The sequence below is a fragment of the Pseudanabaena sp. UWO311 genome (assembly GCF_006937785.1).
Taxonomy (GTDB): domain Bacteria; phylum Cyanobacteriota; class Cyanobacteriia; order Pseudanabaenales; family Pseudanabaenaceae; genus Pseudanabaena.
Map to the genome: position 1 here is coordinate 24324 of NZ_SJEE01000019.1, position 19124 is coordinate 43447.

The 19124-nt window shown below is 42.0% G+C and carries 19 protein-coding genes; 12 read left to right on the top strand and 7 right to left on the bottom strand.

From position 1 onward, the window contains the following. Positions 1-253: 253 nt before the first annotated feature. From PseudUWO311_RS24915 to PseudUWO311_RS15000, 3 genes are all read right to left on the bottom strand, one after another. Positions 254-400, bottom strand: a complete 147-nt coding sequence (locus PseudUWO311_RS24915; protein ID WP_142656118.1) for a putative toxin-antitoxin system toxin component, PIN family — start codon at positions 398-400, stop codon at positions 254-256. Next, the gene (locus PseudUWO311_RS14995; protein ID WP_142656058.1) at positions 397-657 is read right to left on the bottom strand and encodes a hypothetical protein; all 261 of its coding nucleotides are present in this window, start codon (positions 655-657) and stop codon (positions 397-399) included. The genes PseudUWO311_RS24915 and PseudUWO311_RS14995 overlap by 4 nt, the downstream gene beginning before the upstream one ends. A 188-nt stretch (positions 658-845) precedes the next feature. Continuing rightward, the gene (locus PseudUWO311_RS15000; RefSeq protein WP_142656059.1) at positions 846-1790 is read right to left on the bottom strand and encodes a tetratricopeptide repeat protein; all 945 of its coding nucleotides are present in this window, start codon (positions 1788-1790) and stop codon (positions 846-848) included. Between the two features lie 139 nt (positions 1791-1929). Here PseudUWO311_RS15000 and PseudUWO311_RS15005 point away from each other — a divergent pair, with 139 nt between their 5' ends. From PseudUWO311_RS15005 to PseudUWO311_RS15030, 6 genes are all read left to right on the top strand, one after another. Further along, positions 1930-2571, top strand: a complete 642-nt coding sequence (locus PseudUWO311_RS15005; protein WP_142656060.1) for a M23 family metallopeptidase — start codon at positions 1930-1932, stop codon at positions 2569-2571. Next, positions 2558-4132: a family 10 glycosylhydrolase gene (locus PseudUWO311_RS15010; RefSeq protein ID WP_223807594.1), complete on the top strand. Its 1575-nt coding sequence runs from the start codon at positions 2558-2560 to the stop codon at positions 4130-4132. Before PseudUWO311_RS15005 ends, PseudUWO311_RS15010 begins: the two co-directional genes overlap by 14 nt. 393 nt (positions 4133-4525) lie before the next feature. Next, positions 4526-6010: a DEAD/DEAH box helicase family protein gene (locus PseudUWO311_RS15015; protein ID WP_142656061.1), complete on the top strand. Its 1485-nt coding sequence runs from the start codon at positions 4526-4528 to the stop codon at positions 6008-6010. 180 nt (positions 6011-6190) lie between these two features. Next, entirely contained in the window at positions 6191-7387 is a 1197-nt protein-coding gene (locus tag PseudUWO311_RS15020) for a peptidoglycan-binding domain-containing protein (protein ID WP_142656062.1), read from the top strand. A gap of 83 nt (positions 7388-7470) precedes the next feature. Further along, entirely contained in the window at positions 7471-9255 is a 1785-nt protein-coding gene (locus PseudUWO311_RS15025; RefSeq protein WP_142656063.1) for a peptidoglycan-binding domain-containing protein, read from the top strand. A 5-nt stretch (positions 9256-9260) separates the two neighbouring features. Further along, positions 9261-10052 carry a hypothetical protein gene (locus PseudUWO311_RS15030; protein WP_142656064.1) on the top strand — a complete coding sequence of 264 codons (792 nt, stop codon included), beginning with the start codon at positions 9261-9263 and terminating at the stop codon, positions 10050-10052. Between the two features lie 27 nt (positions 10053-10079). On the opposite strand, the gene PseudUWO311_RS15035 is transcribed toward PseudUWO311_RS15030, so the two are convergent. The 3 genes from PseudUWO311_RS15035 to PseudUWO311_RS15045 form a co-directional block, all read right to left on the bottom strand. Continuing rightward, a complete protein-coding gene (locus tag PseudUWO311_RS15035; protein ID WP_142656065.1) occupies positions 10080-10490 on the bottom strand; it encodes a DUF2996 domain-containing protein in 411 nt (136 codons plus the stop codon). Between the two features lie 63 nt (positions 10491-10553). Continuing rightward, a complete protein-coding gene (locus PseudUWO311_RS15040) occupies positions 10554-10904 on the bottom strand; it encodes an NAD(P)H-quinone oxidoreductase subunit M (RefSeq protein ID WP_103667867.1) in 351 nt (116 codons plus the stop codon). A gap of 338 nt (positions 10905-11242) precedes the next feature. Next, positions 11243-12253, bottom strand: coding sequence for an RNA polymerase sigma factor, RpoD/SigA family (locus PseudUWO311_RS15045; RefSeq protein ID WP_142656066.1), 1011 nt, complete (start codon positions 12251-12253; stop codon positions 11243-11245). 1416 nt (positions 12254-13669) lie between these two features. Between PseudUWO311_RS15045 and PseudUWO311_RS15050 the strand changes: the two genes are divergently transcribed. From PseudUWO311_RS15050 to PseudUWO311_RS15075, 6 genes are all read left to right on the top strand, one after another. Beyond that, a complete protein-coding gene (locus PseudUWO311_RS15050) occupies positions 13670-14533 on the top strand; it encodes a DUF928 domain-containing protein (protein WP_190303512.1) in 864 nt (287 codons plus the stop codon). A 99-nt stretch (positions 14534-14632) separates the two neighbouring features. Beyond that, the gene (locus PseudUWO311_RS15055; protein WP_190303513.1) at positions 14633-15475 is read left to right on the top strand and encodes a DUF928 domain-containing protein; all 843 of its coding nucleotides are present in this window, start codon (positions 14633-14635) and stop codon (positions 15473-15475) included. Between the two features lie 298 nt (positions 15476-15773). Further along, complete coding sequence (locus tag PseudUWO311_RS15060; RefSeq protein WP_190303514.1) at positions 15774-16091, top strand: hypothetical protein; 318 nt, start codon at positions 15774-15776, stop codon at positions 16089-16091. Positions 16092-16175: 84 nt separating this feature from the next. Then, entirely contained in the window at positions 16176-16451 is a 276-nt protein-coding gene (locus tag PseudUWO311_RS15065; protein WP_142656069.1) for a YggT family protein, read from the top strand. Positions 16452-16520: 69 nt separating this feature from the next. After that, positions 16521-17297, top strand: a complete 777-nt coding sequence (gene fabI / locus PseudUWO311_RS15070; RefSeq protein ID WP_142656120.1) for an enoyl-ACP reductase FabI — start codon at positions 16521-16523, stop codon at positions 17295-17297. A 67-nt stretch (positions 17298-17364) separates the two neighbouring features. Beyond that, positions 17365-18048 carry a Crp/Fnr family transcriptional regulator gene (locus PseudUWO311_RS15075; RefSeq protein ID WP_142656070.1) on the top strand — a complete coding sequence of 228 codons (684 nt, stop codon included), beginning with the start codon at positions 17365-17367 and terminating at the stop codon, positions 18046-18048. Positions 18049-18098: 50 nt separating this feature from the next. On the opposite strand, the gene PseudUWO311_RS15080 is transcribed toward PseudUWO311_RS15075, so the two are convergent. Further along, positions 18099-19103, bottom strand: coding sequence for a zinc-dependent alcohol dehydrogenase family protein (locus tag PseudUWO311_RS15080; protein ID WP_142656071.1), 1005 nt, complete (start codon positions 19101-19103; stop codon positions 18099-18101). Positions 19104-19124: the final 21 nt, after the last annotated feature.

The window sequence follows — 19124 nt, forward strand, 5'->3', positions numbered from 1 at the left end:
AAAAAATCCTTAGCTGTCATAATCTGAATATTTTGATATTCTCGCAAAACTAACAAATCTTGATCGCCTGTAATAAAATAATGACTTCAGCATTAGCTGCGATCGCTGTAGCCAAAACAATTGCATCATCTGGATCTCGAAGCTCTGAAACTATCAATTCCTCAATCGGGTATAAGCTTATAGAATCATAGACAAGGTTTATTGCGGAGACAATTGTTAACTGTAAAGCTGCTAATTTTGACTGGATTTTCTTCTAGTTAAATGTATTCTCTAATTCATTTAACAATTTTTGAGAGGAAGCGATTTCTATTTGTCCCCGTTCATGTAATAAGACAATCTCATCGGGTATACCGCCCCAGATGATTGCTGACACCCAAACATTTGTATCTAAAACTACTATCGTCTAACTGCTTTTTTACGTACTTCCTTCACAATTTCGCAAATCTCTTCATTAGAGAGAGGATTTGGATCAGTACCAAGCAGTTGTCTTTTTTCTCTCAGTTCTTGCCAACCTGATTTAGGAGCTTTCCTGAATGTAATTGTATCTTTACCTGTAATAACCAAATACTGTTCACCATTAGAGAACTGTTCACGAATCTCCAGTGGAAGTTGTAAGTTTCCTTCTGGAGTTAGATTAATAGTTATTGTTTTTTGCATTGTATTTACCTAGTTTTCGTGTTTAATTACTTAATATTGCGTGAAAGTAATTCTTGCAATGGCAAAAATATAGTGCTTTAAGGCTGGCTGTGCTTTTAGTATAGCAAATGCACCACCTCAGAATAATTGATTCCAGAATATTGCGGCAGGCTTAGTCTGCCGCAATATTCTGTTGAGATATCTATAAGCTAGCGAGCTAGTAATTTACCTAGATGTTGATGTGCTTCTACCCAATCAGGAACAAGCTCGATCGCAGATTGGAAACAGGCGATCGCTTCATCGATTTTGCCGATGTTATTTAAGAGAATACCGAGATTAAAGTAAGGTTGAGCAAAATTTGGATCAACATCGAGCGCTTCTTTGTAAGCAATGATTGCATCTTTAATCTGATCTTTATGGATGAAAGCACTTCCCAAATTACAATGAGCATCAGCATAGGCAGGATCGATTTGAATTGCCTGCTGGAAGCAAGCGATCGCATTATCTAGACAATCATTGGGCATAGATTTCCCATCAGCACTTAGAGAGTTAAACTTAAACATCCATGCCACCCCAAGAGCATTGTAGTCCTTACTTTGCAGCAGTTCAGAATTATGAGCATCGGCACGTTCATAAATCGACTGCACCGCTTCAGGATCGTTTTGGCGCAAATATACTAACGCGATCGCCCGATATCCTTCAGCATAATCGGGATTTGTGGCGATCGCTCTTTCATAACTAGCTAGTGCTTCTGCGATTTTGCCGCGCTCTTTAAGGCTATCCCCCAATTTGCAGTGATATTCCGCTAGAAATCGATCGGGGTGAAATTCAAGTGCTTTTTGAAAATGAGTAATTGCTAGCTCAGCCCATCCCATCTGTTGATAGACATTGCCTAGGCCTAACTGGGCTTCCAACAATTTGGGATCGATCTGTACGGCGTGACTAAAACTGGCGATCGCATCCATCGCATTTCCTTGCTGTTGATTAATTATCCCAATGCGTTCATGTGCTGGAGCAAATTCTGGGTTGATCGCTAAAGCCCGTTGATAATTTTTTAGCGCGAGGGGAATATTGTCAGAGTTTCGATAGCGATCGCCAAATTGTAGATATGTCTCTGGGGATTCAACAGTTGATGGATGGATAACATCATTCATGGCGATTAAAGTCGGCTATAGTATTTGGATTTCTGATACAGTGCTTGGCACTAAGACAAAAATCTCATACCATAATTCCCCAAAACATTGCTGCAATTTCAGCCAAATTTATAAAAATTGGTACGTCTGATTTAATTTCATGAAAAGATCGATCTTGGTTGCGACGTTATTACATATTTCGTTAGCACCAGCTTATGGTCAAATCTGTAAGAACGGTTACTCTAATCAGACGTTAGAGGAAGTTGCTCCTGTCCAGCGACTCGGGACTGCTCGTAGCGAGAGAGAACTAAAATTACATTGGCTTCAGCCAGCTAATTATACAGAAATCTTCCCTTTTATAGGCAAATCTTATCAACTATCCGAACATGAGGGTATTGACTTCATTAATACTAATCAGTCAATTACTCAAGTTTCAGTGCGCTCGGTTGCAGACGGCAAAGTTGTTTATATTCGTTGTGGCTGTCCTCAATCTAGTCCATTTGGCTTTAATGAGAAATTGCACAACTGTGGAGGAGGTTGGGGGAATCATATTGTACTCTTGCATCCTAATGGATTATTTACAAGGTATGCTCACCTTTATCCTGATACCATTCAAGTTCAGGTTGAACAAAAAGTTCGTCGTGGGGAAGAGCTAGCAAAAATGGGAAACTCAGGTCGGAGTGATACGAGGCATCTTCATTTTGAATTGGGTGTTGCGATTAAATTCAATTCTTGTGAACCAGCGAAATCTTTTGTATACGTTTACAATCCAGCAGTAGTGTTTCTAAATGGCGATCGCTAACCGTTATAATCTGGTTATGTCAGCACCAATCTCAACTAAAGTCTTTACCCTTGCTTTAGTCACCAACTTATTGGGGATGAGTATTTATTATGACCCTACCTTTGCTCAAGTTGGTGAATATTGTCAATTTGAACGTGAGGCGATCGCTACCAAAGAAAATTTACGTAATGCTGTTTTTCAAGACACAAGTAAAAGTAGAAATCTAGAGGCTACTAAAGAATATCAAGCGATTATCAAAGAGCATAGCCAATCGCTAAACACTTGTCGGCAGAAATCTTGGCTCAAAACCCAAGGAATTTGGCTGCGCCTATATCCCTGTGATCTACTGTCAGGCAAGCTTGATGAAGTGATGGATCGGATCGTGAATAAGGGATATAACCAAGTCTTTATAGAGGTTCTCTCTGACGGCAAGATTCTGTTGCCACTATCAGAGAATGCGACTGCTTGGAATTCTCTAGTTCTATCGGAGAAGTATAAAAATGCAGATTTATTGAAACTGGCGATCGCTAAGGGGCAAGAACGCGGTATTAAGGTTCATGCATGGATATTTACTTTGAATGTGGGTACTGGCTATGGAAGAGGCATAGATCGTAATGGATTGTCGAAATCAACAGTGGCTCGTCAAAATGCGATCGCTCGCAATGCCAATGGTGACAGTACAATTTCTATAGTTGAGAACTTGGGAAAAAATAGTGCGGGAGAAGTTCCAACTAAGGATCAGCTATTTGTCGATCCCTACAACTATCAAGCTCAAAGTGATTTGTATTTGGCAGTGAATGAGGTTGTTAAGCGCAAACCTGACGGTGTGGCATTTGATTATGTGCGTTACAAGCGCGGCGCGGGTGCTGCTTCCGTGGTAAGCAATGTCCGCTACCTGTGGATTTATGGAGCTTCATCATTACAGGCTTTTCGCGATCGCGCTGAGAATTTCCAAGGTCGAGAAATTATCAATCGCTTTCTCAAACAGGGCTACGTCACCCCAAATGATCTTAAATTCGTTAAAAAACTCTATCCCCAAGAAACAGAACCTCTCTGGCAAGGTCGCCAACCATCCGATCAATCTGGTCAAAAAGAGCCTGCGATCGCATACTGGCAGAAAGAACTATGGCAACTGGCTGTTGGTCATGCTTTTATTGGTGTGACCTATTATTTAGATACTGTTTCCAAGCCTGTTTTTCAGCAAAAAATTCCTGCTAGTATTGCCTTCTTTTCCGATGGCAATCAACCCGTAGGCGAAGGATTTGATTCGCGAATGCAGCCTTGGCATTTGTTCACTAGTTCCTATGAGTGGCAACCGATGGCATATGCTGTCTGCGGTAGGTCAGACTGTATTGTGAATCAAGTACTCAGGGCTGCGAACTATGCGCCAAGTGGAACTAAAATTGCACCAATTTTAGTCGGTCAATGGAATGAACCCTTTACAAATCGTCCATCCTTGGAAGTGCAAATGCAAGCAATTCGATCAGCCGTACCTGCGATTACTTCTATTAGCCATTTTGCCTTTGGTTGGCAAACACAAGAAATTGAATTTTCGCGATCGCGCCAAATATGTAAGCTATAGGATTTACGCAAACAACCCAAGAACTGAAGTTCTTGGCTAAAAGCTCAAGTCCACTTCAGTGGACTACAGAATACTGTTAGGACTTATGCAAATCAACCAAGAACTAAAGTTCTTGGCTCAAAGCTCAAGTCAGTTAAAACTGACTAAAGAAAACCTCAAGCTAACCTGTTTCAACTGGTTTAAGCTTTTAGCCCGCAATTTATTGCAGGGCAGATGCGTAAGTCCTAACTGTTAATCAACCCGTTCCAATTGTTTTGAGCTTTGAGCATCGCACTTGAGTTTAGGACTTACGCAGTAGTCCCAAACTACAAAGAAATTTCCGTTCAAACGCACAGCGCTGTAAGATCAACTCAAAACCTTAGACGACTAGGTAAAACAACAAAACAACAAAATATGCCCCGCATTCCTCAACTAACTTATGATCGCGGAACCTTAATTCTTCATCCACCACCCAAGGGTAAAGCATGGATTGAATTTGCCACATGGGATGATCGCATTGAGAAATTTCGGATTCCTGCTAATTGCTATCGCGAGTTGATTTTGACTTTGAGATCAGAAGGAATTGCGATCGAAGATAAGTCACGGGGATATCAAGAAGTTAAGTTGATTTCTCATACCAAAATGGAGCCTTATCCGCACCAGAGCGAAGCTCTTGTAGCATGGCAGCGAGTCGGGAAATGTGGTGTGGTTGTTTTACCGACTGCCGCAGGTAAAACTTATCTAGCACAGCTAGCGATGCAAGTTACAAATCGCAGCACCTTAGTTGTCGTGCCCACCCTTGATTTGATGCATCAGTGGTATGCCCATTTATTAGCAGCTTTCCCTGATGTGGAAATTGGTTTATTGGGAGGAGGTTCTCGCGATCACACCTCGATTTTAGTAGCAACTTATGATAGTGCAGCCATTCAAGCAGAATCTCTAGGTAATCTCTATGGCTTGATCGTGTTCGATGAATGCCATCATTTACCCACGGATTTTTTTCGTGTGATTGCGGAATATGCGATCGCGCCCTATCGACTGGGCTTAACCGCTACGCCTGAACGTAGTGATGGTAAACACTCAGATTTAGAATTTCTAATTGGCGAAGAAGTTTATCGCAAATCCTCCGAAGATTTGGCAGGACAAGCCTTAGCAGAACATAAAATTGTCCAGATTAAAGTTTCTCTTTCAACGCAAGAACGCGATCGCTATGATTCTCTAATTCAAAGTCGTAATATGTTTCTCAAGGAATCAAAAATTTCCCTTGGCAGTCTCGAAGGATGGCAAAGATTTGTGCAGGCGAGTGCGCGATCACAAGCAGGTAGAAGAGCAATGCTTGCCCATCGAGAATCAAAGGATATATCTTTAGGAACAGAAGCGAAATTACGGGTTTTGTCAGATTTATTGGCTCAACACTTCGGTGAGAGGATTCTAATTTTCACGAACGACAATGCCACGGTTTATCGTATTTCGCAAGATTTATTAATTCCAGCACTCACGCATCAAACTCCTGTGAAGGAACGCCACGAAATCTTAACGTTCTTTCGTGAAGGCAAATATAAAACCCTAGCTGCTTCCCATGTTTTAAATGAAGGTGTCGATGTACCTGATGCAAGAATTGCCATCCTGCTATCAGGTACAGGCTCAGCCCGTGAATATATTCAGCGCTTAGGGCGAGTGTTGCGGCGGGGGACTGAGGCAAATAAGCAAGCAATTCTCTATGAAGTGGTAACTGAAGATACTAGCGAAATACGAACTTCAGAGCGACGCAGAGGCATCGAGCGATCTCGTTCAGAGCTTCCTCAGGACAATGTCGTGCAAATAGGAATTAAGTACAACAAAGATCTCCATAAGAAACAGGCGATCGCCGCCGAAAATCCAAATGATTACGATATCTAAACCCAAAAAATAAAAACCAATATTTTTGTTGAGAGTGTTGCTTTGCAACACTCTCAACAAAAATATTGGTTTTTATTTCAGCGCAAAGCGCTGTAACAAAAAAATGTATACATTTTTTGACGTAAGAAACCAGAAAAAATCGTTTAAAATAAGTTAGACCGCAATCATTTGGTAGCCATTATGGAACTTGCAGCATATATATATGATGCATGGGCATATGAACAAGCCAATCAAGGAGCGACAGATCGCAATCTGCCTACTTGTGATGTGCTTGATGCTGATGAGCATCAGTTAAATAAGCTTGACTGGAATTTTGCTGCAATGAAACAGCAAGCCTATTTACTATCAGCGATCGCCTTTACTAGTCTCAGTGGGTTGAGCTGGAATTTAGCTCCTGCGGTCGCTGCTCATATGTTAGAGCCTTCGGTCAATGTTGCGCCTTGGTGCAATCAGTTATATCTCTGCAATACCAGCTATATGTTAGAGGTGCAAACTTTACTAGCTCAACGTGGATTTGCGGTCGGAGAAATTGATGGGGTTTATGGCAGATATACCAAGCAAGCTGTAATTGATTTTCAGAAAACTCAAGCTAATCTGGTTGCCGATGGGATTCCTGGGGAAAAAACCTTAGCATTGTTGCGAAATTCATCAGGGGGGCAGCCCTTAGCATCTCAGCGCCCAAATCAAACTACAGGAAAACCAACAGGGGCAATTACGAGCGATCGCCCAAATCCATCATCAAGCCAGTCACCAAACCAGACAATTGTGATTGTGCGATCAAATAATGCTCAAGTCAGCAGCTCTCAGCAGCCAGTGATAAGCGAGATCGGGAATTTACAAATGCTTCTGAAACAAAGGGGATTTTATCAAGGCGAAATTGATGGACAGCTAGGGCAAACCACGACTAACGCCATATTGAAAGCACAACAAGCCTATGCTCTATCTCAAGATGGCTTCGTTGGACCATTGACAATGAGATCGTTGTTGGCTGGTGGCAACAATCTGTCCTTCACTCAGCCTGCTTTGCCCCGACTGCCGACAACACAAGATGTTTTGGCAATCCAAACATTACTGAAGGAACGAGGCTTTTATGATGCAGATCTTAGTGGTTTATACAACATTCAGACTAAGGCAAGTATTTTGAAAGCTCAACTTGCTTACGGACAGACTGCCACAGGTGATTTGACATCAGATTTGCTGACAGCCCTTAAATCGCAAAATCCTGCTCAGAATATTGCTCAAATCCCTTCCAGTAGCCCAAATCAAACTATTCAGCCAATTCCTAGCAGTCCTAGCGGTACTCCGTTAGGTAATGGAACCCAAGTGCCAACCTCTAGTCAAAATGCACCAGCAGCCAAAAATGCTAATTCTTCCTAAATAAAAGCTGAACAAATCTCGTCAATTCCACCGAATTTTTCTCAATCGCAAATCTTAATTTTCAATCTCAACAAGGTCTAATTATGGAACTCTTAGCATATATCCAAGAAGAATTTATCCATGCTGACGATGCGATCGCTAGTGAAATACCTGAAACCTTCCAAACATGGTTCAAGAAATTCACTACTAATTCCGCCAAACTCAGCTTAAACATACTCTTAACAGGTACAACCCTGCTGATTGGGTTAGGATCGACTTTAAATACTTTAGCCGCCGAAGCCCCATCATCGGATGTGAAGTATGTGCAATCGCTACTAGCAAAAAACGGCTTTGATCCCGGGGCGATCGATGGTGTCGCTGGAGCATCAACTAAAAATGCTATTCTTCGCGCTCAAAAAGCCTTTGGACTCACTCCCGACGGAATTGTTGGTAGTCGCACGATCGCTGCTCTCGAAGATGGCAAATCCGTAGATGAAAGTGCTACAAAAGTCGATGTCGTTGATACCAAAGTTAATGTCAGCGAAACTACGAGTAGTGCTTCATCAACTGTGATGAATCTCCAGAAACTACTTGCAGATCGTGGCTTTTACAACGGTGCTGTTGATGGCATCATGGGATCGCAGACTCGCTCAGCAATCATCGCGGCTCAAAAAGCTTATAACCTCACTACCGATGGTGTTGCAGGGCCACAGACTTTGGCAGCTCTAGAGTCGGATGGAGCTAAAGCATCCACAGCAACTAGCAGCTCTACAACTAGCACCAAAAGTGAACAGGTTTCCAGCCTACAAGAGTTGCTAAGCAAGCGCGGTTTTTACAATGGTGCGGTGGATGGCATCATGGGATCACAGACTCGTAATGCGATCATCGCGGCTCAAAAAAACTATGGCTTAGTCACTGATGGTATTGCAGGTAGTCAAACCCTTGCGGCTCTGGAATCGGGAGCTAGTCCCGTCACTATTGCCGCCAAAAATCCTACAACTACATCTGCAACCGTCGCGGCAAAGACCAGTGACAAGGATGTTGCTGCATTGCAACAGTTACTAGCCAAACGCGGTTTTTACAATGGTGCGATTGATGGAGTCAAGGGAGCTCAGACTAATGCCGCGATCGCTGCTGCTCAGAAAAACTACGGCTTAACAGTCGATGGCATTGCAGGCGCTCAAACCATAGCTGCGTTGCAAACCGATGCAAAACCATCGGCAGCATCCCCTAAGCCAACCACAAGTAATCAAGCTGCGAATACTGTGATTCCAGCTATTGACGGTGGAGTAGCCAACTTACAAAATTTGCTAACTGATCGCGGATTTTATAATGGGCCGATTACAGGATTTTTAGGTACACGTACTAGGGAAGCAATCATTGCTGCACAAAAAGCCTATGGTTTAACTGCGGATGGTGTGGCGGGAGCAAGAACGATTGCCGCGCTAGAAGCAGGTGCTCCAAAACAACCAATTGCTGCCGCTAATACCACGCCAGCGCCAGCTAATGTTACACCAGCTATTCGGGTTGAACCAAAATCACAGGTAACACCTGCACCGCAACCGCAAGCCGCAGTCACACCTCAACCAACGCTCCAATCAACTCCTACTCCTAAACCGACAACTCCAGCAGTCCAGCCCACAACCGCACCAGTAGCACAGCCCACGACTCCAGCCGCAACTGCCAACACACAAGTCTCAGAATTGCAGAGATTACTGGCTCAGAGAGGTTTCTACACTGGTAAAGTCGATGGTGTATTGAGTGGTGAAACTCGAAATGCGATCATCAGAGCACAAAACTTTTACACGATTAGCCCTGCCGATGGCTCACCAAGCAATAAACTGATTGATAGTCTTAGCAAAGATACATTTATTTCTGAAGGCAATTAAGTCAGATGCGGTTCCGAAACCTTGCCATTAATTTGGGGGCGATCGCGATTTTGGGAGCGATCACCCTCAGTTTACAGTTGCCCAAGCTCAATCAAAGATTAAGTGGGCAAACTCAAGAAGAAACTCGTAAAGCAGTTAGAGACGAAGAGGCTCGTCTTAAGCTAATTCGGCAATTACCGCCACGCGGATTTGGCTTTAACAATATGATTGCCAACTTTGCTTTTTTACAATTTTTGCAATATTTTGGTGATGATATTGCCAGAAATGACTTTCAAACTGGATATAGCCTCAGTCCGCTTTATTTTGACAACATTATTGAGCGTGATCCCAGATTTACTCGTAGTTACATATATATGTCTGCTAGTGTTTCCCTGTTTGCAGGAGTTCCTAGTAAAGCAATTGAAATCTATAATAAGGGTCTAAATTTTTTAAATCCTGATCAACAACCACTTGCATATACGGTTTGGAGATATAAAGCAACCGATCAACTATTGTTTTTAGGGGATGCTAAAGGTGCTAGGGAGTCCTATTTGAGATCTGCTGAATGGGCTGATAAAGCGAGTTTGTCAGGAAAAACACTTGTTGAAGACCCGAAAGTATCTGCCGAATTATCTCGCCAATCGGCACAATGGCTCGAAGAAGCTCGGGATCTGACTAAGGCTCAAGTTGGCGCTTGGTCACTAGTTTTGCAAAATGCTACAGACAAAAAAACTGTCCAAATTGTTGCTCAAGAGCTAGATAAGCTGGGCATGAAAATTGAGATTAAAAATGGTCAACAAGTTGTGGTTGCTAAATAAAAAAGGGCGCAACGCGCCCTTTTTTATTTAGTTTGCTGTTAGCCACTTCTGGGCATTTAACCGTTGAATTACACCGAATACGAGTAAGTCGAGAGGTGCTTTGCGCTCATCGATCAAAAATGGCTCAATCGTACTAGGCGATCGCCCAGCATCAGCACAGGAAAAAGCCTTCTGAGCATTGAGATCAGATTTAGAAAAATAAACTGTAAACTGGCGTGAACCTTGCGCCCAGATCCCACGCACTTGCGAGTTGCCAAACTCTAATTGCAAATCATCAACGCCTTGCTTGCCAAAGGCTTTGGTTAGGGCGGGTAGATAATGCTTGTTAATAAATTCGTCAAAGGGTAACTCTTCGATCGCAGGTGGCTTTTCGGCTTTGGGCTTTGCGGCAGGTTTAGCCTTTGGCTCTTCAGAAGTTGGTGCAGTGGTTTCAGACATAATTTTTAAAATATTGCTAAATTTTATAACAAGAATACACAACGCGCAGCGTTGTCTATGTCTCTATTTGGCTTCGGTATTAACAATCTGGGGTAGTCCCATACTGTAGTTAAGCGATCGATGATTGAGGTTGTAGGTAACTTCGCCTTGCTGCAATAGCGATCGCACAAAATGCTCTAAATCTGAACCAATGCGACGCAAGTTGTAATCTGTCAAATCAGCTCCTTTGTAGTCTGCTACCAGCTCATCGAACTTGCGATAAACCTTTTGCAAAGCACCATCTGTCCAGTTCAGTTCATTGTCAGGATCAACATCTATAGTCAAAGTATTTTCACTGTCGATCAGCTCATCATTCTGCTCCTCAACAATGGCAGCATAGATCTGAATATGACGGGTTGTAGATTTGAGCGGCATAAAGATATGTGACTTGGGTAAGTATCGAAGAACTAACTTTAGATTATTGCAAATTTTTAGAGATTCCTAACCAAACAATTTCTCTATGTGTATACATCAATTCTATCAAAACCTAAAGAGTGTAAGGTAGCGCTTCGCGCTGCCTCACACTCTTTAGGTTTTAAGTAACTCAGCAAAATTCAAAAAACAAACCCAAAATCTGTACCGCCCGCTAGACATGCAGTACAGATTTTGGGTGCGGCAGCTATACCCCCAGCAATTTTAATAGTGAAATCGATTTTTTATGTGAGGAGTTGCATATAAACAAATAGGAGGTGCAAAAGCACCTCCTATTTGTTTTAGCTAGCCAAATATTCTTGCATACGGGCTTTGCGCTTGCGAAGATAATCCATAGCTTGACGCTCTAATTGCCTTACTTGCTCACGGCTAAGATCCATACGCTTGCTAATACTAGCTAACGACATTTCCTGTCCATCTTCTAGTCCATAGCGCAAAATCATCACTTGACGTTGCTTTTCGGGTAGCTCCTTGAGTAAGCTCTGGATATCTGTTCGCAAAGATTCCCTTTCTACGTAGTTATCAGGAGAACGTCCTGTATCTTCTAGAAGTTCAGCAAGTTCAGTATCTTGGTTATCACCAATACGTAAATCAAGGGAAATTGGCTGACGCGATAGCGACAAACATTCACGCACTTGATCGGTCTTGATATTTAGCTCATAGGCAATCTCTGCTACCGTGGCAACTCGACCAAGATCCTGAGAGAGTTGGCGTTGAGCTTTTTTGATTTTGTTGAGCTTCTCAGTGATGTGAACTGGTAAGCGAATAGTGCGTGCTTGTTGAGCGATCGCTCTCGTAATCGCCTGACGAATCCACCAATAAGCGTAAGTTGAAAACTTAAAGCCTTTGGTAGGGTCAAACTTGTCTACCGCACGCTCTAATCCGAGCGTTCCTTCCTGTACTAAATCTAGAAGCTCTAAGTTTCTTTTTTGATATTTCTTAGCCACAGATACTACTAAGCGGAGGTTTGCCTCGATCATTTTGCGTTTAGCACGTGTGCCTACGCGAATAAGGCTAAGCAAAATCTCTCGCTCTAGACCAACAGCTTCAGCCCATTCTTGCTCAGTTGGTAGGCGATCGCTATTTTGAGCGATCTTTTCTTGTACTTCAAACAGCGCCATCATCTGTTGTACTTGCTTTCCATAGATAATCTCCTCTTCATTACTGAGTAAGGGGATTTTCCCGATTTCATGCAAGTACGTGCGAACCATGTCAGCAGACAGGCCGACCTGCTTGTTAGCTTGCCTATCCACTGTCTTTGGTGTGGGTTGGATCAATGGTTCTTCAGACATATCGCTCCTCATTTTTTTAAACTAAGCGTTTTTCAAGAGTGCTTCTCCAAGACCAGAAGACTGAGACAAAGGGGACTTCATAACTTTAAAAATTAAATTTATTAGTCCAGTATATTAAAATCGCAATCTTTAAGTTTTATAAAGTTGATGTACTAATACGTCATTTGCTCCAAAGTTGATTTGTATAATACAGGATTAACCTTTTTTTATCTTGCGTCTAGAGTTACATATTATTACGAATCAACTAGAAAAGTCAAAGGACGGCTACCACTATCTCTCTAAAGATTTGACAAGGTTTGAATAAGTATTTACACTCATTGGATTGGGGGATCCTATGGTATTCAGAACTTACATTTATTGTTGTTAATGAAATCAGAAAGCCTTGATGTCAGAAGCAGCTAAGGAGCCACAATGTTGTTCTAAAAATTAAATATAATCAAATACAAATAAAGTTACGTATGTAACTACTTATTTAGATTTAATAAGTAAGTAATAGTTACAATTGTTTAGGTGCTTAGGGCAATTGTTGAGACATCAAAATCTAGATATAGGGAAAACTGAAACCCGAATTGACAAACTCAAAGTACATAGTAGGAATTCCTTACACAAGTTCTGAGCAATAATTAGGATATTGAAACTATCGTACTGACTGCTAAATTACATGGGACGGGTTTAGCAAACTAGAGGTTCCCAATGCTTAGGCTTCTGGAATTAACCGTATAAGCTTGTTAAATCTAAAGTGTCTCGATAATAATTAACATGATGTGAACTTTGCATTAATTATTCCCTGCATTCACCTTTACTTATCTTTAATTTTGCTTAAGAAAGCGGTATAAATTTGCTTGCAAGTCTCAATAACCTGAAGAATAAACTCTAGTCACTCCCCTTATGATTAATTGTCACAAACGATTCATTTGTGCGATCACGTAATTTAATAACCTTTATTGTTAGATAAAATCGATAAAATGCAATCACTCATCTGGGTGAAGTAAAACATCAAAACTAGCATCTCAAAGTAAAATTTTTTATGATTTTGCGCCTACTACTATTGAGTCTGTTGGTACTCAAGAAATGGCTGAGGCGATCTCATCCATTTCTGCCCCATAATATTGTTGAATTCGCAATTGTCGGTAACGATAGCGTTTACAATTGCAAATTTAGTTTTATTACATAAGAGCTGTTTAAGCTCTAGAGAGCCACAAGTTTTTTGTTAAAATTGCTACGGAGGGGCTCTTTCAACAAAAAATTTGGTTGTTAGTTCATATAAAAACAAAAAAATTTGTATTTTAAGGAACTTGTTATCCCCAACTCTCGACCTTAAATCTATAGAAAATTTAGGCTTTGATAAAGTGATGTTGTGCTGAAGCTAGTAACAACAAACTAGAAAAAACTGGGATGATTTCAATGACTTTAACTATGACTCAAATTAAAAACAGTATCAAAAATGCGATCGCCCTTAGTACGCTCTGTATAGCCACTGTCGCTAGTCCGACAATCATTGCACCTTCTGCTTTTGCCCAATATGGCTTAGGTCTACCAAAATCAGCAGGTTCGGGTGGTGCAACTAGAAGCGTCGATTCTTTGCCTCATGTTACGATTCTTGTACCTGGTGATGGGGCAAGAACCTTGGCATCTCGTCCGACATTTTACTGGTATATCGCTCCTCAAGATATTGCCGCAACTACCTCAACTAACCCAACAACGGTTCTTCAAGCTGATGATGGGAAAAGCCCATTTAAAGTGACTTTCTTTTTGCGTGATGGTAATGAAAGAGCTTCAAGATCCATTTTTAAGGCTGAAGGTAAAGCCCAAGGTGCAGGACTGTATAAGTTTACCCTGCCCGAAAATGCTCCTGAGCTAAAGAAAGGAAAAGTTCAGCGTTGGCAAATTCGTTGGGAAGGTACTAATGGTGCAGTGCAAGTTGATGTTAACGCTCTCATCCGTCGCGATGATGATCCTCTAGTCGCCGAAGAGATTGCCTCAGCCAAAAACGATTTAGAAAAAGCAAGAATCTATGCGAAAAAGGCATATTGGTATGATGCGATCGATGCTTACACTAGTTGGATATCCAAAAATCCTAAGGACAATGTAGCTATTGCTGAGCGCAGTAATCTATTAAAGGCAGGATTGCCGAATAATCCAGCTTTTATAAATGTAAATAAAGATGAGAATGGGCGTGTAACTGAGGAATTTGTTCCAGCTAGGTTCACAAACTTTCTGACTACATTAGATAAAAGCAAGAGTGCCCTATCTATTGCATTAGAGCCTAAAAAAAACTAACAAAGTCAGAGACTATAAATTTTACTCTTTCTCACAACCCAAGTTGTGCTCTGCTGAAGCTAGTAAAAACAAACTAGGAACACTGGGAAGATGACAACCATGACTTCAACTAAGACTCGAATTAAAAACAGCATTAAAAATGCGATCTCCATTAGTACGGTCTGTATAGCCACTATTGCTAGTTCGTCGATCTTTGTGCCTTCTACTTTTGCGCAATATGGTTTAGGTCTCCCCAAATCCGCAGGTTTGGGTGGTGCAACTAGGGGAGACTTACCTCTACTGACGATTCTTGTGCCTGACGACGGCGGAAAGACTTTATCATCTCGTCCAACATTTTATTGGTATATTGCGCCTCCCGATGTTACGCCAACTGACTCAACGACAGTTCCTCAGATTGATAATGGCAAAAGCCCATTTCAAGTAACTTTCATTTTGCGTGATAGTAACGGGAGAGAGTCAAAGCCTATCTTTATGGCTGAAGGTAAAGGAGAACAGTCGGGACTCTATAAATTTACGCTGCCCGAAAATGCGCCTGAGCTAGTTAAAGGAAAAGTACAGCGTTGGCAAATTCGTTGGCAAGGTAATGGTGGTACAGCGCAGGTTGATGTTAACGCTGCCATCCGTTACGATGATGATCCTGTGCTTGTAAAAGAGATCGCTACAGCCAAAAATGATTTAGAAAAAGCCAAAATCTATGCGAAGAAAGCATATTGGTATGATGCGATCGATGCTTATACCAGTTGGTTATCCAAAAATCCTAAAGACGAGGTCGCTAATGCTGAGCGCAGTAATTTATTAAAGGTAGGTTTGCAAAATCATCGAGCATTTGCGAAGGTGAATACTGAAGAATTTGACCCAGCAAAATTCGCCAAATTCCTGAGCAAATTTGATGAAAGCAAAGGTGCAATATCAATTGCATTGCAGCATAAACCTCTTCGTTAATTACAGCGCTTTGAGGTTCTCCAAGCTCCAAAAAAGTTATAGTTGGTGCTTCGCACCAACTATAACTTTTTTGGAGCTTATAGAATCGCTATGCATCAACGTAAACCAAAATGATATGATGTGCAAAAATTCATACTGTTTACAGCAAATCGCGAACATAAAAACTACTATATTTTTTATGAAAGACATACTTTGCTTGATCCAAATAAAGAATATAGGTTTAGTTCTATCGGAATTTGTTGTAAGTAACGCTTAAGCATTATGTCAATGTTGTTGATGAGATCGTTAGGGCAAATCTATGGCAGATAATTCAGGTAATTTTTGGGGAGGTTTTCTCTTCGGTGCTGCTGTGGGCGGCGTAGTTGGCGCATTGGTAGCAATTAAGCTCAGTGAGCCTGAAGATGGTTTGATCGATCAGCCATCCGATCTTGATCGCCTTATTGATAAACCTCAAACCTCTAATGAATTTGCTCGTCGTAACCTCGAAAAGAAAATTGCTCAACTTAACGCTGCGATCGATTCAGTTAGTCAAGAATTGGCTTCGGCTGAAGGGAAAAATGGCAGCAAGCAAATATCAGTTGAATCATTACGAGACATGACCGTTGATGATAAGTGATGATAAAATCCTGATTTCTGCTGTATTCAGTAGAATAGTGGCATCTATAATTATTCTAATTGTTCTATAACCTCACAAACTACTATGGCAGTTATTCTTGGCACAGTCAGCTCATTTATCACGATCTATTTGGGTTTGCTATTTATTCGGGTCTTACTGACTTGGTTCCCAAACATTGATTGGTACAACCAACCCTTTGCTGCCCTTGCTCAGATTACCGATCCTTATCTCAATATATTTCGTTCGATTATTCCTCCTCTAGGAGGCATGGATTTATCGCCCATGCTTGCTTTCCTTGCACTTAGTTTTCTGCAACGTGCCCTTGCTCCATTCGCTACAAGCGCGAGTATGGGCTTTTAGGGTAAGCTTATTTCTAATTACAAATTACGAATTACGCTGCGTTCACGTTAGGAAATATACATGACGGGTTTGTTAGATTTGAGCGGGAAAACTGCTCTTGTGACTGGGATTGCCAACAATCGTTCGATCGCTTGGGGTATTGCCCAAAAGTTACATCAGGCTGGCGCTAAGCTTGGTATTACTTATTTACCAGACGATCGCGATCGCAACAAAGGTAAAGTTGCTGAGTTGACTGATTCCTTGACACCGAGCTTTCTGTTGCCTTGCAATGTTCAGGATGATGCACAAGTAGATTCACTGTTTGCCTCAGTTGCTGAGCAGTGGGAAAAAATTGATATTTTGGTGCATTGTCTAGCATTTGCAAACAAGGAAGATTTATCTGGCAACTTTACCGATATATCTCGCTCAGGCTTTCAACTTGCCCTTGATGTGAGTGCTTACTCTCTGATCCATTTATGTCGTGCCGCAAGACCTCTATTAAAAGATGGTGGTAGTGTGATTACCCTCACTTATATCGGTGGTGCAAAAGTTGTCCCTAACTATAATGTGATGGGGATCGCTAAGGCCGCATTGGAAATGAATGTGCGCTACCTAGCTTCAGATATGGGACCCGATAATATTCGGATCAATGCCATCTCTGCAGGTCCAATTCGCACCCTTGCTTCAGCTGCGATCGGTGACTTCCACAAAATGTTGCACCATTATGAAGAAACAGCGCCTTTACGTCGCTTAGTTACCCCTGATGATGTGGGTAATGTGGCAACTTTCTTGGGTAGCGATCTGTCAAGTGCTGTAACTGGGCAAATTATCTATGTGGATGCTGGTTATGAAGTCATGGGTGCTTAATAAACTCCCTTGTCTCTTGCGATCGCCAAAATTCTTGCTCACCAGATAAGTTTTTTAAAAAATTCCCATGCAAACGGATATCTTCAAAGAGCTATTTCCACTATTCGATGCTGCTAGCGTTGAAACTTTGGAGTGGCTCCTCGCTGAAGCAGTAGAACGTGACTACCCTCCTGGGCGAGCCGTGCTAATGGAAGATGCTTGGGGCAATGCTGTATATTTCATTCTTTCTGGCTGGTTAAAAGTTAGATTTTTGAGAAGTCAGGATGCAACAACCCTTGCAATACTTGGTAATGGTGACTTTTTTGGAGAAATGGCGATTCTGGATGAGTCTCCAAGATCTACTGATGTAGTTGCTTTTACACCAGTACGTGTTCTGAGTGTTCCTGCTCAAAAATTTATCCAGTTTTTATTTAAAGATCCGCAATTGCATCACCGTATGTTGCAGTTGATGGTGCGACGGTTGCGCAAAACCAATCAGCGCATCCAGTTACGCCAACAAGTTCCTGCGGTGAGGATTGCCACTATTCTGACTAGTTTGGCTCAGGCTTATGGCAGTAAGACTGAGGTAGGGATTGATATTTTCAATATACCTGTTCAAGATATTGCGGATCTCACAGAGGTAAGTCCAGACGACACTACCAAGGTTTTAGAAAAACTTAAAGAAAAGGGTTGGATTACGATCGATCCTAAACGTCAGGTGATGAGTATCGCCAACGAAAAACAAATGTTGCAACTAGCAACATTTCGCTAAAACCCAAAAGACGAGTGGCGGCGCTTTGCGCCGCCACTCGTCTTTTGGGTTTAGATGGAGATCGCAATTTTCCCGGTCATTGATCCTGTCTCTAATAATTCATGGGCTTTAGCTGCATCCGCAAGCTGAAACACTTCACTGACATGGATTTTGAGCTTGCCTGAGTCAAATAAATCTGCACATTCACTAAGAATTTTGGCTTGTTGAATTTGCAGATCAGCCTTTCCGAGTAACATCGGCGTGAGCATTAGTTCAAAGCTAAATCTCAAGTTGCGGGTACGGGCAACTTTCCAGCTAATATCGGTAGGTGGTTCAAGAATGGTGACAAGATCCCCATAGATTTTGACGGCAGGAAAAGTCTGCTCGATCAGTTTCCCCCCGACAGTATCAAAGGCAATATCTACACCTTCGCTGTTCGTCCACGCGATCGCTGCTTCTACAAAATTAGTTTGCTTATAGGCGATCGCTAAATCTGTTCCCAAATCCCTTACAAATCGTCCTTTAGCCTCCGATCCAACGGTCGTGCAGACCTTTGCGTTTCTAAGTTTTGCTAACTGAATCGCCACATGACCCACACCGCCTGCTCCTGCATGAATTAAGACATTGCGACTGGGTGATGCTGATTGTAGATTGCCGCGATCGTATAGGGCTTCCCATGCAGTAATCAATACAAGAGGAGCAGCAGCAGCTTCTTCAAAACTGAGAGATTTGGGCTTATGGGCGGCAAATTTTTCGTCTATCGTAGTTAGTTCGGCATAGTTACCTTGATGAAAACCTAACCCACCATTACAAAAATAAACCTGATCGCCTACTTTAAACTTAGTAACCTCTGAGCCGATCGCTTCTACGATTCCTGCACCGTCACAACCGAGAATCGATGGCAAGCGATCGGGCTGAAATGTGCCACGGCTCCGTAGTTTTGTGTCAATGGGATTAATGCCTGCGGCTTTGAGGCGTACCAAAATCTCCGTCGGAGATTGAATAGTTGGTTCTGGGATATCGGCAAGTTGCAGCACATTGGGTTCACCTGCTGCGGTCATTAAAATTGCTTTCATAGGTTTATCCTCATAATCACC